Here is a 13,783-nt window from a genome sequence, read left to right as displayed (position 1 = left end):
GCCCCGGAGGGCGTTGCTTGGCGCTATTACTCTTTCAGGAAGACAGGTAGGACGAACGAGTCAACCCGAGGCGCAGGGCATCGAGGAACTGGGTGCGTTCGGCTGCCGTGATACGGGCGCTGGCGCACTTGTCACGGTAGTGAGTCATCAGCTCCTCTGGCGACAGATGCACGTAGCGCAACATGTCCTCGATGGTGTCGTGGGTTTCGATACCGGCGTGGTACACGCTGCCGTCGGCGTTCTGGTAGATGTTCACCGAGTCGGTGTCACCAAACAGGTTATGCATGTCGCCGAGGATTTCCTGGTAGGCACCGACCAGGAAAATGCCCAGCAGATAGTCTTCGCCCGGATTGAGCGAATGGACCGGCAGACTGGTCTCGATGCTCTGCTCATCGACGTATTGCTTGATCTTGCCGTCGGAGTCGCAGGTCAAGTCTTGCAGCACGGCGCGGCGCAGTGGCTCTTCGTCGAGTCGATGCAGCGGCAGGATCGGCAACACCTGGCCGATCGCCCAGGTGTCCGGCAAGCTCTGGAACACCGAGAAGTTGCAGATGTACTTGTCGGCCAGCTTGTCGTTGAGCTCGTCGAGCACTTGACGGTGCGAGCGCTGGCGGGCCTTCAGCGAGTTGTGCAGGCGACGGCACACGGCGAAGTAGCATTGCTCGGCGAGGGCTTTTTCTGCCAGGGTCAGCTTGCCATCGGCGTACTGCGCAGCCACGTCACTCATATAGTGGGTGGCACGCCAGTAGGTCTCGGTGACCATCTCGATATCGGTCGGACCCAGCAAGTCCACCAGCCATTGCACGGTTTCCGGCAGGCTTTCCTTGTTTTCGATCACCGGAACATCGTCGTGGTGCTTCTCGACGTCGGTGACCTGAACCACCAGCATCGCGTGGTGGGCGGTCAACGAGCGGCCGCTTTCGGAAAAAATGTGCGGGTGCGGCAGGCTCTGGGCATCGCAGAACTCCTTGAGCATCCCCACCACGACCCCGGCGTAATCGTCCATGTCGTAGTTGATCGAACTGGCGTTGCGCGAGTGCGTACCGTCGTAGTCGACGCCCAGACCGCCGCCGACATCGATGTGATCCACCGGCAGACCGAGGTTGCGCAGCTCACCGTAGTAACGGATTGCTTCCTTGAAACCATGCTGGTAGTCCGCCAGGTTGGCGATTTGCGAGCCCATGTGGAAGTGCAACAGGCGGATACCCTGATCCAGGCCGGCGCCGCGAAAGCGCTCGACCACCGATAAAAGCTGCGCGGCAGACAAGCCGAACTTGGATTTTTCGCCGCCGGTATCGGCCCATTTACTCGATGCCAGGGACGACAGGCGCACCCGCAGACCGACCTGCGGCTTGACCTTGAGCGACGCGGCCTCTTCGATCACCAGGCCGACTTCGGACTCCTTCTCGATCACGATGAAGACGTTGTGCCCCAGCTTCTGGCCCATCAGCGCCAGGCGGATGAACTCGCGGTCCTTGTAGCCATTGCAGACGATGGTCCCGCCCTTTGGCGCCAGGGCCAGCACCGCCAGCAACTCGGGCTTGGAACCGGCTTCCAGGCCGATGGATACATTCTGGGTGGCGATGATGTTTTCGATCACCGCTTCCTGCTGGTTTACCTTGATCGGGTAAAGCGCGGTGTACTGGCTCTGGTATTCCAGGCGCGCAATGTTGCTGTCGAACGCGCCGGTGAGCTGACGCACCCGGTCTTGCAGGATGTCGGGGAAGCGCACCAACAGCGGCAACGAAAGGCCACTCTGGCGCAGCTGGTCGACTTGCTCGTACAAATCGATTGGCGAGCTGTCGGGGCCGTTCGGACGGACTTCAACGCGACCGGCTTCATTGATCGCGAAATACCCGGCCCCCCAATGGCGAATCCCGTAAACGCTGCGGCTGTCCGCAACTGTCCATTGGCTGCCATCGTCTTTGCGTGTGCGTCGTACGGACATCGAAGTCCCCTATAAAGAAGTCAAAATGCACCATCCGGTCGGAGGCTGGCGCAGTCTAGAGAATGGAAATGACGATTTGCCTGTAAGCAAGGTAGACCCTGCCCGCAGCGCTGAGTTTAGAACCGTTCAGAACAGGCTCTGTGAAAACCATGTGGGTGATCGCGAACCGGGGTTCGGATCAAGCAAGGGTGGGTTTCACAGAAGCTGCTAGCCGCCGGACTTCTTTGCCTTGAAACCGTGTCGGGTGAGTTCCGCCAGCAAGAGCTCGACATGATCGCCCTGGATCTCGATGACGCCATCCTTCAACGCGCCGCCGGTACCACAGCGTTTTTTCAACGTCGTCGCCAGCTCCTTGAGCGCGTCCTCGGCCAGCGGCACGCCGGTGATTGTGGTCACCGTCTTGCCACCTCGGCCTTTGCTTTCACGGCGTACGCGAGCGATGCCGTCCCCGGTAGGAATGACGATCTGCTGACAGATGCAGGCATCCACCGGCTGGCGGCAATCAGGACAATGACGACCGGCGTCGGTAGAAAATACCAAGCCGCCCAGGGCGGCGAAGGATGCGGCTTTTTTGGCCACCGGCAATCCTCTTTGGAGGACAAAGACTGGTCGAGGGGCGAAAGTGCCTCGACCGCGAAGCCCCACTCAGGCAGGGGCAGCGCAGCTGGACCGAACGAAGTCGGCCAAGCTTGAAAAGTCGCGCAGTGTAACGGCAAAAAGCCCACTTGCTAAGGGCCAATCAGCGCCAATTTACAGCTTCTTTGCGACACCGCGCTCACGAGCGCGCAAATACCGCCCAAGCGCCGCCAGGGAGTCAGGGCAATACGGCTTGTGGCGGATTTCATCGAGCACCTGCTCGACGGGCAGAAAGCGCGCTTCCAGCACTTCTTCCGGTTGCAGGACCAACGGCCCGTCCCACACCGCGGAAAACGCCGCGCACCACAGGCGACTGCCGGTGTCCTCGAAATAGAAGTGATCGTGGGCGACCAGTTCCACCCCGCTCACCCCCAGCTCTTCGGCCAGCTCTCGCGCCGCCGACTCGGCGTACGTCTCGTGGGCCTGCACCATTCCCCCTGCCGCGACATCCCAGTAGCCGGGGTAGATGGCCTTGCTCAAAGTCCTGCGGTGCACGCACAGCTCGCCGGCCGAATTGAACAACATGATGTAGGTGCCGCGTCCGATCAGGCCGCGCTCGCGCAGATCCGAGCGCACCAGGCTGCCGAGCAGATTATCGCCTTCGTCGACCCAAGCGATCAGCTCGGCATCCGAGGCCGCTCGGTGAGCGTCCTCCCGGGTGCTTTCGTCCATCGGTCAGCCCTGGTTGAGCAATTGCCGCAGGTCAATCACCGCCGCATTGGCCCGGGAAATATAGTTGGCCATGACCAGCGAGTGGTTCGCCAATACCCCGAAGCCGCTGCCGTTGAGGATCATTGGGCTCCAGATCGGTTCCTGTGAAGCCTCCAGTTCGCGAATGATCTGCCGCACGCTGACCGTTGCGTTCTTCTTCGCCAGCACATCAGCGAAATCCACCTCGATGGCGCGCAGCAAATGAGACAGTGCCCAGGCTTGACCACGGGCCTCGTAGAACACGTTGTCGATTTGCAGCCATGGGGTCTCGACCACCTCTTCATCAACCTGCGGCACCTGGCCCGGCGCCGGGACCTCGGTCTTCAGCGACGTGTTGAGCTTGACCCGGCCGACGCTGGCGGACAGGCGTTGGGACAACGACCCCAGGCGCGTACCGACATCCCCCAGCCAGTTGTTCAGGTTGTCGGCGCGGGCATAGAACAGCGCGCTTTTCTGGCTTGGATCGGACAGGCGCGCCTGATAGCGGCTCAAGGAATTGATGCCTTCCTGGTATTCCGATTCGCTGGACGGCAGCACCCAGCTGCGATTGTCGAAGTTGAAGCGCGGCTCGGCCTTGGCCAGGTCGGCGTCTTCGGCAGACTGCGACTGGGAGCGGGCGAAGTCTTTGCGCAGGGCACGGCTCAGGTCGCGTACCTGCACCAGCACGCCGTATTCCCAGCTGGGCATGTTGTCCATCCACAGGCCCGGCGGGAAGCGGTCATTGGAAATGTAGCCGCCCTGCTTGGTCAGCAAGGTCCCGGCGACAGTCTTGAGGGTTTCGACCGTGGTGTAACCGACCACCATCTGCCGGCCATCCCTCTCTGCCGCCGCCTGGGCGTTCTGCTGTACCGGAAACAGCTCCGGCTCCTGACTCCAATACCAGCCGACGGCGATAGTCACCAGCAGGTACAGGCCAACGAGCGTGGCCAGCGCCCGACTGAAAAACAGCCCACCCAGATAGCCGCGGGTGTCCGATTTCGGTTCGGCGGCGCGTTCAGGCGCGCTGCCCGCGCGGTTCTTCCAGTCCAGCATGGCGATGTCCCTTCAATCACTTGAGTTCACGGTTCGACCACAACCTTACATCAACGTGCCTTGGCCGGCATCCGTCGTTGGGCTTATCGGAGAATTACTGCTAGGCGACGAGAACCCTCCTAGGGGATTCCCTTAACCTCATCAACTGAGAATTCGACGGGATAGCGTCGGAAAAAGCTGAACTGATTCCTCGAAAGCAACGTCGTTACGCCGTGCCGGAAAGCCTGCAGAGGCTACTGGAACGCACTGAAACCCTTTATTACGTGACACTGCACCGTGATTGCAGAGGCCGTTCAAGACCGGCAGGTCAGAAACTGAATGGCGCCTCCTGGCAGATTATTGATGAAGAACACTCATGTAAGGGAAAAGAGATGCTAGCATAGAGCCACCAGTCGATCTCAGCATGCCCCCTAACTAGTAGTCAGGATATGACCGAGCCAGAAGACCCCAGCCGCGAGCGCCTCAAGCACCACTTTGCCCAGCGGGTAATTCATCAGGCTCGCCAGATCCTGGAGATATGGCAGCGCCTGCAACGCAGCGAATGGTCGAGCAACGACCTGTCGGAGCTCAGTGAAGCCAATTTGCGCCTGCTGCGCTTTGCCGAGCGCTTCGAGCAACCTGAGCATTGCCAGCTTGCCCAAGGTATCGGCCAGTCGTTGCAAGCGGTGGATGCCAATCGCGGACGCTTGAGCAGCCAGCTGATCACCGAAATCAATCGCTTGATGCAACGCCTGTCCCGCACCGGCTTGCGCCATGGCGACCAGCTCGAGCAGACCTTCCTGCCGCCGCTGCGCAAGCCCATCTATATATTGCTGCAAGACCATGAGCGCGCCGAACGGTTGGCCAAGCAACTGGAGTTCTTCGGCCTCAGCGCCCAGTCGCTGGACAGTGTCGCTGCATTCCGAGCCGCAATGGTCGAGCGCCTGCCTGCGGCCATTGTCATGGATGTGGATTTCAGCGGCCCGGGCGTGGGCCTGAAGCTGGCGGCCCAAGCCCAGGAAGGCCTGGATCAACCACTGCCGCTATTGTTTTTCAGTTTGCTGGAAACCGATACGCCAACGCGACTGGCCGCCGTGCGCGCCGGCGGGCAGGAGTTTCTCACCGGCACGCTGGAGGCTTCGAGCCTGCTGGAAAAAATCGAAGTGCTGACCTGCGTCGCCCAGTACGAACCCTACAAAGTGCTGATCATTGATGATTCCCGCGCCCAGGCCCTGCACACCGAGCGCTTGCTCAACAGCGCCGGCATTGTCACGCGCACGCTGATCGAGCCGATCCAGGCCATGGCCGAGCTGGCGGACTTCCAGCCCGACCTGATCATTCTCGACATGTACATGCCCGCCTGCACCGGCACCGAACTCGCCAAGGTGATTCGCCACAACGACCGTTATGTCAGCGTGCCGATCATTTACCTGTCCGCCGAAGACGACCTGGACAAACAGCTCGACGCCATGAGCGAAGGTGGCGATGACTTCCTGACCAAGCCGATCAAGCCCCGGCATCTGATCACCACTGTGCGCAACCGCGCGGCCCGGGCGCGCAACCTCAAGGCGCGGATGGTGCGCGACAGCCTCACCGGCCTGTACAACCACACCCACATCCTGCAATTGCTTGAAGACTGTAGCTTCCGCGCCCGCCGTGAAGGCAAGCCCTTGAGCTTCGCCATGCTCGATATCGACCATTTCAAACGGGTCAACGACAGCCACGGCCACCCCATGGGCGACCGGGTGATCAAGAGCCTGGCGCTGTTTCTCAAGCAGCGTCTGCGCAAGACCGATTTCATCGGGCGCTACGGTGGCGAAGAGTTCGCCATTGTCATGCCGGACACCGACATTGATGCCGCCTGTCAGGTCCTGGACGAAATCCGCCAGCGCTTTGCCGAAATTCACTACCCGGCCCAACCCCAGGACCTGTGGTGCACCTTCAGCGCCGGAGTAGTGGAGATGAGTGAAGAATCCGACAGCCTGATGATGGCCAGCCAGGCGGACGAGGCGCTGTACCGTGCCAAGCACGCCGGGCGCAATCGGGTGCAGAGTGCCAGGCAATCAAAGCAAAGTGCCACTTTTTCATCGGAATCGACTGATTCGGTCATAAACGTGTAACGCAAACGCAATAACTTCAGGCACTTACGATTCTGCCCCCGGTAGACCCTTGATGCGCCTGAAGCTGCTGACCAATCTCAATACTGTTCTTTTAGTCGCCGTTTGCCTTGGCCTTGGCGCCACCCTGTGGTGGTCGCAAATTGCCTTGGAGCGACCTTACCTGCTTATGGAACGCTACCTGGGCCTGTCGCGGCAGTTCCAGGGCGAAGTGGCGCGCAACATCGAGGATTACCTGGCCAGCGGCGACGCCCTGCGCCTCAGTGCAGCAACCCAAGCGCTGGAAAGCCTGCAAAAGGACCTGGACCAGTTCCCGTCGGACCTGGCCAAGACCCTGCACCCCAGCCTGGCGAACCTCGACAGCTTCAGCAAGACCGACCTGCTGGCCGCCGGCAAACTGGCCGGCGATCCGCAGGCGCTGCTATTGCAGGCCGAGCGGGAGCTGAGCGCCAGTCTCGATCAGATCGCCCAATACGCCAACGGCGCTGCGGCCTATTTGCCGCCGTTGTTCACCGCTTCGCAGCACTTGGGCCGATTGTCCCTGGCGCGGGAAAAACTGGTCAGCAGCGGCCGCAGCGAATTGGCCGCCGACGTCGAGCGGGAATTGGCGAGTATCCGCGCCCAGGCCCAGCAGCTCGACAACTTGCCATTGCTTGGCGTCACCGCCAGCAGCGAATCGGGCAGCGATGATTTTGCCGCGTTGATGGGCCTGGAAAGCCAGGAAAAAACCGTCGCCGAAGACGCTGGCATCGCCCTCAAGCGCGAACTCAACAGCTTGCTTGGCCGCTACCCTGCGGAGTTGGCCCGCACTCGAGAACTGATCCAGAAACGCACCGAACTGAGCAACGCCACGCACCTGAAAGTCGCTGAAGTGCAGAGCGCAATCGACACATTGGAACCGGCGGTACGCGCCCAGCATGGACAGATCCAAGGGGAGGTTCGCTTGATCCAGGGCGTGATGATCGGCTTGATCCTGTTGATCGCGTTGCTCATCGACACCTTGCAGCGACGCTTGGCACGCACCTTGACGCACTTGGCGCCAGCCCTGTCGACGTGGGCCGAAGGGGACTTCAGCCGGGATATCCGCGTGGGCGCCAGCAACCGCGAATTGCAAGACATCGAGGCCTCGCTCAATCGTCTGCGCGCGTACCTGGTGGATCTGGTCGGTACCATCCGCCTGAACGCCGAACAGGTAGCCGGCAGCAGCCGGACCCTGGCCGAGCTCAGTGGCGAATTGCACAGCGGTGCCGAAGACCAGGCCGGTGATACGGCATTGATCCGCGACTCCCTCAGTGAGCTCGAAGCGACCATCCAGCAAGTGGCCGGCGATGCCAGCCAGGCCGCGGATGCCAGTCGCAGTGCCGGCCATGCCGTGGAGCAAGGCCAGAAAGTGATCGGCATGAGCCTCGCCGGCTTGCACTCGCTGGTCGGCGAAGTGCAGGGCAATGCGCAAATGATCGAACAGCTGGCTGAGGAATCGGCAACCATCGGCGGTGTGCTGACCGTCATCCGCTCGATTGCCGATCAGACCAACCTGCTGGCCCTAAACGCCGCCATTGAAGCCGCCCGCGCCGGGGAAATGGGCCGCGGCTTCGCGGTTGTGGCCGAAGAGGTCCGCTCCCTGGCCCAACGCACCGCAGGCGCCACGGCCGAGATCCAGGCGCTGATTGCCCGTTTGCAACTGGCAGCACGCCAATCGGTGGACGGCATGCGCGCCCAGGTCGAACATGCCGAAGCCACCGCCAACCAGGCCCAGGCGGCCGATGGCGCGCTGGATAAAATCGTCGAGGCGATCCAGACCATCGCCGATACCGCGGTGCGCATCGCCGATGTCACCGCCCAGCAAAGCGGCGCCGTCAGCGAAATCCGCGATCACAGCGAGCGGATCCACCAACTGGGCGGGGATAACCTGCAGCGCATCGGCCAGGGCCGGGAACAGGGCGACCACCTGCTGCTGCTGGGCGGGCGGTTGCACACGGCGGTACAGGCGTTCCGGGTGTGATTCCAGAAGCCCACTGAACCTGTGACGAGTAAGCTTGCTCCCGCTGGGTCGCGCGGTCCCCCTCATGCTAGGCTCCCGGCCCTTCAAGAAATTGCAAAAGGAACATGCAATGAGGGTACCTTCGTCGCCACCCGACGTTTCTGTCGAAGAAAACATGGCCGTGGCACACCATAAGAAAAATGTTCTTAAAGCCGGATCGGCTTTTATCTACTCTTGGTTTTATACCCAAGTAAGAAATCGTGGCCCTTGGGACTACAAGAAACTATCCGCGGAATATGAAGCCTTTGGAAATTTCAACTACGGCGCCACCGGAACCGCAGCAGGCTTCAGCGAAGACGTTCTTTTACGGGCAGCAGGTCTGGCCCAAAGTCGAGCAGGAACAACCACGGCAGAATTCGGGACATGGTGGGGGCAAGCCCCTTTTGGCGACGATCCGGGAGATCAGCGATGGATCAAGGAAGGGGTAAAATATGCCAAATTCAGAAACTACTAAAAAACCCGCCCTTCTCGCTGTCTTGTGCACAGTGCTTGCCCTCGCGCTGGCTTACACCAGTTGGACATGCTTCTTCCGTCAAAATACGCCTGAGTTGACAGAGGTCGTATTACGAAAAACCTTGTCTCAGGATGCATTTATCTACGGCGTAAAGGATGAGCGTGGCGGAGCGACGGTTCCTTTCAGTTATCGCTATTACGTCTATCGGACCCTGGCAGCGGACGCTGACATACTTTCCGAACTGAAAACCGCGACGCCATTTCTTGTCACCCGGGATGATTCGGTAACCATAGACGCCCAGGAACAAACGATTACGGTATTGGTTGACAAGGAAATCTACGCCTTCCACAGCAATACCCTCTACCGAAACGCCGATGGCGAAGACTATACCGCGGTGAATATCTATTTGCGTTCAGCTCCAACTGAGTAAGGGCGAGAGCTCGTTCGCGATAGCGGTGGCGCAGCTTGCATCATCGCTGAATGTGCCATCGTCATCGCGAGCAAGCTCGCTCCCACAGGGCTCAACTGCGGTCTCATGCCAGTGGTGACCGAATCCAGACACATGGTCACAAACTTCGCGCAAACATCGGTCAACGTGCGGGCTATTGCCGGGAACTGGACAGTCACAAAGACTTTGCGGCATAGTCTCCGGGTTCTGACACCTGCTCACAGACAACAAGGAACAGCAGATGGCGACCCTTCTGGTCCTGCACGGACCCAACCTGAACCTGCTGGGCACCCGTGAACCGGGCGTCTACGGCGCCGTGACACTGGCCCAGATCAACCAGGACCTGGAGCAACGGGCTCGTAGCGCCGGCCATCATTTGCTCTACCTGCAAAGCAATGCCGAATATGAATTGATCGACCGCATCCATGCCGCGCGTGGCGAAGGCGTGGATTTCATTCTGATCAATCCCGCGGCTTTTACACATACAAGCGTCGCATTACGTGACGCGCTGCTGGCAGTGAGCATCCCATTCATCGAAGTGCATCTGTCCAACGTGCACAAACGCGAACCTTTCCGCCATCACTCCTACTTCTCCGATGTAGCGGTAGGTGTGATCTGCGGCCTTGGCGCCAGCGGTTACCGACTGGCCCTGGAGGCCGCTCTAGAGCAGCTTGAAAAACAGGCAACAGCTTGAACAACAAGCGTTAAACGCCCCTGACCGACCCTTGGGAGTTGATGATTCATGGATATCCGTAAAGTTAAGAAACTGATCGAATTGCTGGAAGAGTCCGGCATCGACGAGCTCGAGATCAAGGAAGGCGAAGAGTCCGTACGCATCAGCCGCCACAGCAAGACCCCGGCCCAGCAGTTCTATGCACCGGCACCGATGCAAGCGCCAGTCGCCGCACCTGCTCCGGCAGCTGCGCCAGTTGCCGCCGCGGCACCAGCCGCACCGGCCGCGCCGACGCTCAACGGCACTGTTGCTCGCTCGCCGATGGTAGGCACGTTCTATCGCAAGTCTTCCCCGACCTCGCCGTCCTTCGTTGAAGTTGGCCAGACCGTGAAGAAAGGCGACACGCTGTGCATCGTCGAAGCCATGAAGATGATGAACCACATCGAAGCTGAAACCAGCGGCGTGATCGAATCCATCCTCGTCGAAGACGGCCAGCCGGTTGAGTACGACCAACCGCTGTTCACCATCGTTTGAACCGCGGAGAGCCTTTGATGACTGCGAAGTTGGAAAAAGTTCTGATCGCTAACCGCGGTGAGATCGCCCTGCGGATTCTGCGTGCCTGCAAAGAGATGGGCATCAAGACCGTCGCCGTTTACTCCAAGGCCGACAAAGAACTGATGCACCTGGGCCTGGCGGATGAATCCGTCTGCATCGGTCCGGCGTCGGCTGCGCACTCCTACCTGCACATCCCGGCGATCATCGCCGCCGCCGAAGTGACCGGCGCTACCGCCATTCACCCTGGCTACGGTTTCCTCGCGGAAAACGCCGACTTCGCCGAGCAGGTGGAAAACTCCGGTTTTGCCTTCATCGGTCCGAAAGCCGAAACCATTCGCCTGATGGGCGACAAGGTTTCGGCCAAGCACGCGATGATCGCTGCCGGCGTGCCAACCGTTCCGGGCTCCGACGGCCCGCTGCCTGAAGACGAAGAAACCGCCTTGCGCATCGGTCGCGAAGTCGGCTATCCGGTGATCATCAAGGCCGCCGGCGGCGGCGGTGGTCGCGGCATGCGCGTGGTGCACAAGGAAGAAGACCTGATTTCCTCGGCAAAACTGACCCGCTCCGAAGCAGGAGCGGCGTTCGGCAATCCGATGGTCTACCTGGAAAAATTCCTCACCAACCCGCGTCACGTCGAAGTCCAGGTATTGTCCGACGGCCAGGGCCAGGCGATTCATCTGGGCGACCGCGACTGCTCGCTGCAACGCCGTCACCAGAAAGTCCTCGAAGAAGCGCCGGCGCCGGGCATCGACGAACAGGCTCGCCAGGAAGTCCTGGCTCGCTGCGTCAAGGCCTGTATCGACATCGGCTATCGCGGCGCCGGCACGTTCGAGTTCCTGTATGAGAACGGTCGTTTCTACTTCATCGAAATGAACACCCGCGTTCAGGTGGAGCACCCGGTTTCGGAAATGGTCACCGGTATCGACATCGTCAAGGAAATGCTCAGCATCGCCGCAGGCAACAAGCTGTCGTTCACCCAGGATGACGTGGTCATCCGCGGTCACGCGCTGGAATGCCGGATCAACGCCGAAGACCCGAAATCCTTCATGCCAAGCCCAGGCACGGTCAAGCATTTCCATGCCCCGGGCGGCAACGGCGTTCGCGTCGATTCGCACCTGTACAGCGGTTATGCCGTTCCGCCGAACTACGACTCGTTGATCGGCAAGCTGATCACTTACGGGGCGACCCGCGACGAAGCCATGGCGCGCATGCGCAATGCGCTGGACGAAATCGTGGTGGACGGGATCAAGACCAACATCCCGCTGCACCGCGACCTCACCCGCGACGAAGGCTTCTGCAAAGGGGGCGTGAACATTCACTACCTCGAGCACAAGCTGGCTGGCGAGAAGCACTAAGCTTCAACCCGCACCAGACAAAGCCGCCTTCGGGCGGCTTTGTCGTTCCTGCAGGTTTCGCAAACCCTCCCACAAAAGCTTTGCGCTGGCGTAAACTGGCGCGCTTCTCGCGGCCAATGGCTGCACACTCCATTTTTTCAAAGGTGCCCGCCATGCCTTGGCTGCAAGTACGTCTGGCCATCAGCCCGGAACAAGCCGAAACCTATGAAGACGCCTTTCTTGAAGTTGGCGCCGTTTCGGTCACCTTCATGGATGCCGAGGACCAGCCGATCTTCGAGCCGGAACTCAACACCACGCCGCTGTGGTCCCATACCCACCTGCTGGCCCTGTTCGAGGGCGGTACCGAAGCCGCCAGCGTGCTTGCTCACCTGGAACTGCTGACCGGCAGTCCGCTGCCCGAGCACCACAGCGAAGTGATCGAGGACCAGGATTGGGAACGCAGCTGGATGGACAACTTCCAGCCGATGCGCTTCGGCCAGCGCTTGTGGATCGTGCCAAGCTGGCATGCCGCACCGGAGCCGGACGCGGTCAACCTGCTGCTGGACCCGGGCCTGGCGTTCGGTACCGGCACCCACCCGACCACCGCGCTGTGCCTGGAGTGGCTCGACGGCCAGGACCTGAAGGACTGCCATGTACTGGACTTCGGCTGCGGTTCGGGGATCCTGGCCATTGCCGCGCTGCTGCTGGGCGCCAAGGAAGCGGTCGGCACCGATATTGATGTCCAGGCTCTGGAAGCGTCCCGCGACAACGCCGGACGCAACAACATTGCCGAAGCGCTTTTCCCGCTGTATCTGCCTCAGGACCTGCCCCAGGTCCAGGCCGACGTGCTGGTGGCCAACATCCTCGCCGGCCCGCTGGTGTCGCTGGCTCCGCAACTGTCCAGCCTGGTCAAGCCGGGCGGACGCCTGGCGCTGTCGGGCATCCTGGCGGAACAGGGCGAAGAAGTCGCCGCCGCCTATGCCGGGAATTTCGACCTGGACCCGATTGCCAATCGCGATGGCTGGGTGCGCATCACTGGGCGTCGGCGCTAGAATGACCGCCTGTATCGACCGGATTGCCGCATGACCGACAGCTTCGTCACCCAGTGCCCGCATTGCCACACCAGTTTTCGTGTCAGCCATGCTCAATTGAGCGTGGCACGCGGGGTGGTTCGCTGCGGCTCGTGCCTGCAGGTGTTCAACGCCGCGCGACAATTGCTCGAACAGCGCACCGCCAAGAGCGTCGCGCCCCCTCTCGCGCCTCTCGCCGCGCCAGTCGTTGAGACAGCGCCGCCCCGCGCCATCAGCCAGAAACAATGGAGCGCCGCCGAGCTCGACCTCGATGACCTGGACAAGGAGCTGGCGCGCCTGGAGCGCCTTGAAAAGCGCGCCCCGGACAGCTTTGGCCGGCGTCGCGAAGACAACCTGAGCGCCCAGCGCGAGCAGCTTCCGGACGAGCCGGAGGCTTGGTCCGACAGCCTTTACAGCGAATCCCCCGTCGAGCGCACCGAAGGCGCCCTGCAAATGCCGGTCGAGCCGTTCGAGCCTCATGAGCCCGCCCGGCCGCCACGGACCGAACCTTCCTTGTCCCTGGCCCTTGAGCCCCTGGAGCCGGACGACGAACCTGTCGCCCCGCTGAGCCTCACGCCGGACGATGAGCCGCATGAACACCTTGAGCGCCTGTCCGCCACCGACGACCTGGATGACGAACCGGAGCCTGCGGCAACAGCGCGCAAGAAGCGCGAGCGCCATGAGCCGGGGATACGCGCCGAAGCCCTGCAGGACCTTGACGATGATCCACTGCAACTGGACTGGCGCAAACGCCGCTCGCCCTGGGGCCGCCGTTTGCTCTGGAG

General features: G+C 61.1%; 13 protein-coding genes. 9 read left to right on the top strand and 4 right to left on the bottom strand.

Going from position 1 to position 13,783, the window contains the following annotated elements; all coding sequences use genetic code 11:
• Positions 1 to 34: 34 nt before the first annotated feature.
• The 4 genes from speA to ACE04F_RS28865 form a co-directional block, all read right to left on the bottom strand.
• Positions 35 to 1,948 (bottom strand): arginine decarboxylase, encoded by a 1,914-nt coding sequence (gene speA / locus ACE04F_RS28880; RefSeq protein ID WP_039593533.1) that lies wholly within the window; start codon positions 1,946 to 1,948, stop codon positions 35 to 37.
• A 207-nt stretch (positions 1,949 to 2,155) separates the two neighbouring features.
• Positions 2,156 to 2,527: a translation initiation factor Sui1 gene (locus tag ACE04F_RS28875; RefSeq protein WP_486111110.1), complete on the bottom strand. Its 372-nt coding sequence runs from the start codon at positions 2,525 to 2,527 to the stop codon at positions 2,156 to 2,158.
• A gap of 171 nt (positions 2,528 to 2,698) precedes the next feature.
• Positions 2,699 to 3,256: an NUDIX hydrolase gene (locus ACE04F_RS28870; protein WP_486111108.1), complete on the bottom strand. Its 558-nt coding sequence runs from the start codon at positions 3,254 to 3,256 to the stop codon at positions 2,699 to 2,701.
• A 3-nt stretch (positions 3,257 to 3,259) separates the two neighbouring features.
• Positions 3,260 to 4,327 (bottom strand): DUF2333 family protein, encoded by a 1,068-nt coding sequence (locus ACE04F_RS28865; protein WP_486111106.1) that lies wholly within the window; start codon positions 4,325 to 4,327, stop codon positions 3,260 to 3,262.
• Positions 4,328 to 4,755: 428 nt separating this feature from the next.
• Between ACE04F_RS28865 and ACE04F_RS28860 the strand changes: the two genes are divergently transcribed.
• The 9 genes from ACE04F_RS28860 to ACE04F_RS28820 all read left to right on the top strand — a co-directional run.
• A complete protein-coding gene (locus ACE04F_RS28860; RefSeq protein WP_486111104.1) occupies positions 4,756 to 6,426 on the top strand; it encodes a GGDEF domain-containing response regulator in 1,671 nt (556 codons plus the stop codon).
• A gap of 52 nt (positions 6,427 to 6,478) precedes the next feature.
• Positions 6,479 to 8,425: a methyl-accepting chemotaxis protein gene (locus ACE04F_RS28855; RefSeq protein WP_486111102.1), complete on the top strand. Its 1,947-nt coding sequence runs from the start codon at positions 6,479 to 6,481 to the stop codon at positions 8,423 to 8,425.
• Positions 8,426 to 8,534: 109 nt separating this feature from the next.
• A complete protein-coding gene (locus tag ACE04F_RS28850; protein WP_486111100.1) occupies positions 8,535 to 8,918 on the top strand; it encodes a polymorphic toxin type 44 domain-containing protein in 384 nt (127 codons plus the stop codon).
• Positions 8,896 to 9,348, top strand: coding sequence for a hypothetical protein (locus ACE04F_RS28845; RefSeq protein WP_486111098.1), 453 nt, complete (start codon positions 8,896 to 8,898; stop codon positions 9,346 to 9,348). The genes ACE04F_RS28850 and ACE04F_RS28845 overlap by 23 nt, the downstream gene beginning before the upstream one ends.
• A gap of 259 nt (positions 9,349 to 9,607) precedes the next feature.
• A complete protein-coding gene (aroQ, locus tag ACE04F_RS28840) occupies positions 9,608 to 10,060 on the top strand; it encodes a type II 3-dehydroquinate dehydratase (protein WP_305497076.1) in 453 nt (150 codons plus the stop codon).
• A gap of 48 nt (positions 10,061 to 10,108) precedes the next feature.
• The gene (gene accB / locus ACE04F_RS28835) at positions 10,109 to 10,573 is read left to right on the top strand and encodes an acetyl-CoA carboxylase biotin carboxyl carrier protein (RefSeq protein WP_486111095.1); all 465 of its coding nucleotides are present in this window, start codon (positions 10,109 to 10,111) and stop codon (positions 10,571 to 10,573) included.
• A gap of 17 nt (positions 10,574 to 10,590) precedes the next feature.
• Positions 10,591 to 11,949, top strand: coding sequence for an acetyl-CoA carboxylase biotin carboxylase subunit (gene accC, locus ACE04F_RS28830; RefSeq protein WP_486111094.1), 1,359 nt, complete (start codon positions 10,591 to 10,593; stop codon positions 11,947 to 11,949).
• 152 nt (positions 11,950 to 12,101) lie between these two features.
• The gene (gene prmA, locus ACE04F_RS28825) at positions 12,102 to 12,980 is read left to right on the top strand and encodes a 50S ribosomal protein L11 methyltransferase (protein ID WP_486111092.1); all 879 of its coding nucleotides are present in this window, start codon (positions 12,102 to 12,104) and stop codon (positions 12,978 to 12,980) included.
• A 30-nt stretch (positions 12,981 to 13,010) separates the two neighbouring features.
• Positions 13,011 to 13,783 (top strand): MJ0042-type zinc finger domain-containing protein (locus ACE04F_RS28820; protein WP_486111090.1); only part of this gene is annotated, 773 nt, incomplete at its 3' end.

This window comes from Pseudomonas sp. AGC41 (assembly GCF_057334555.1).
The sequence above is the reverse complement of the archived record's forward strand: the minus strand, read 5'-3'. Positions and strand labels throughout refer to the sequence as shown.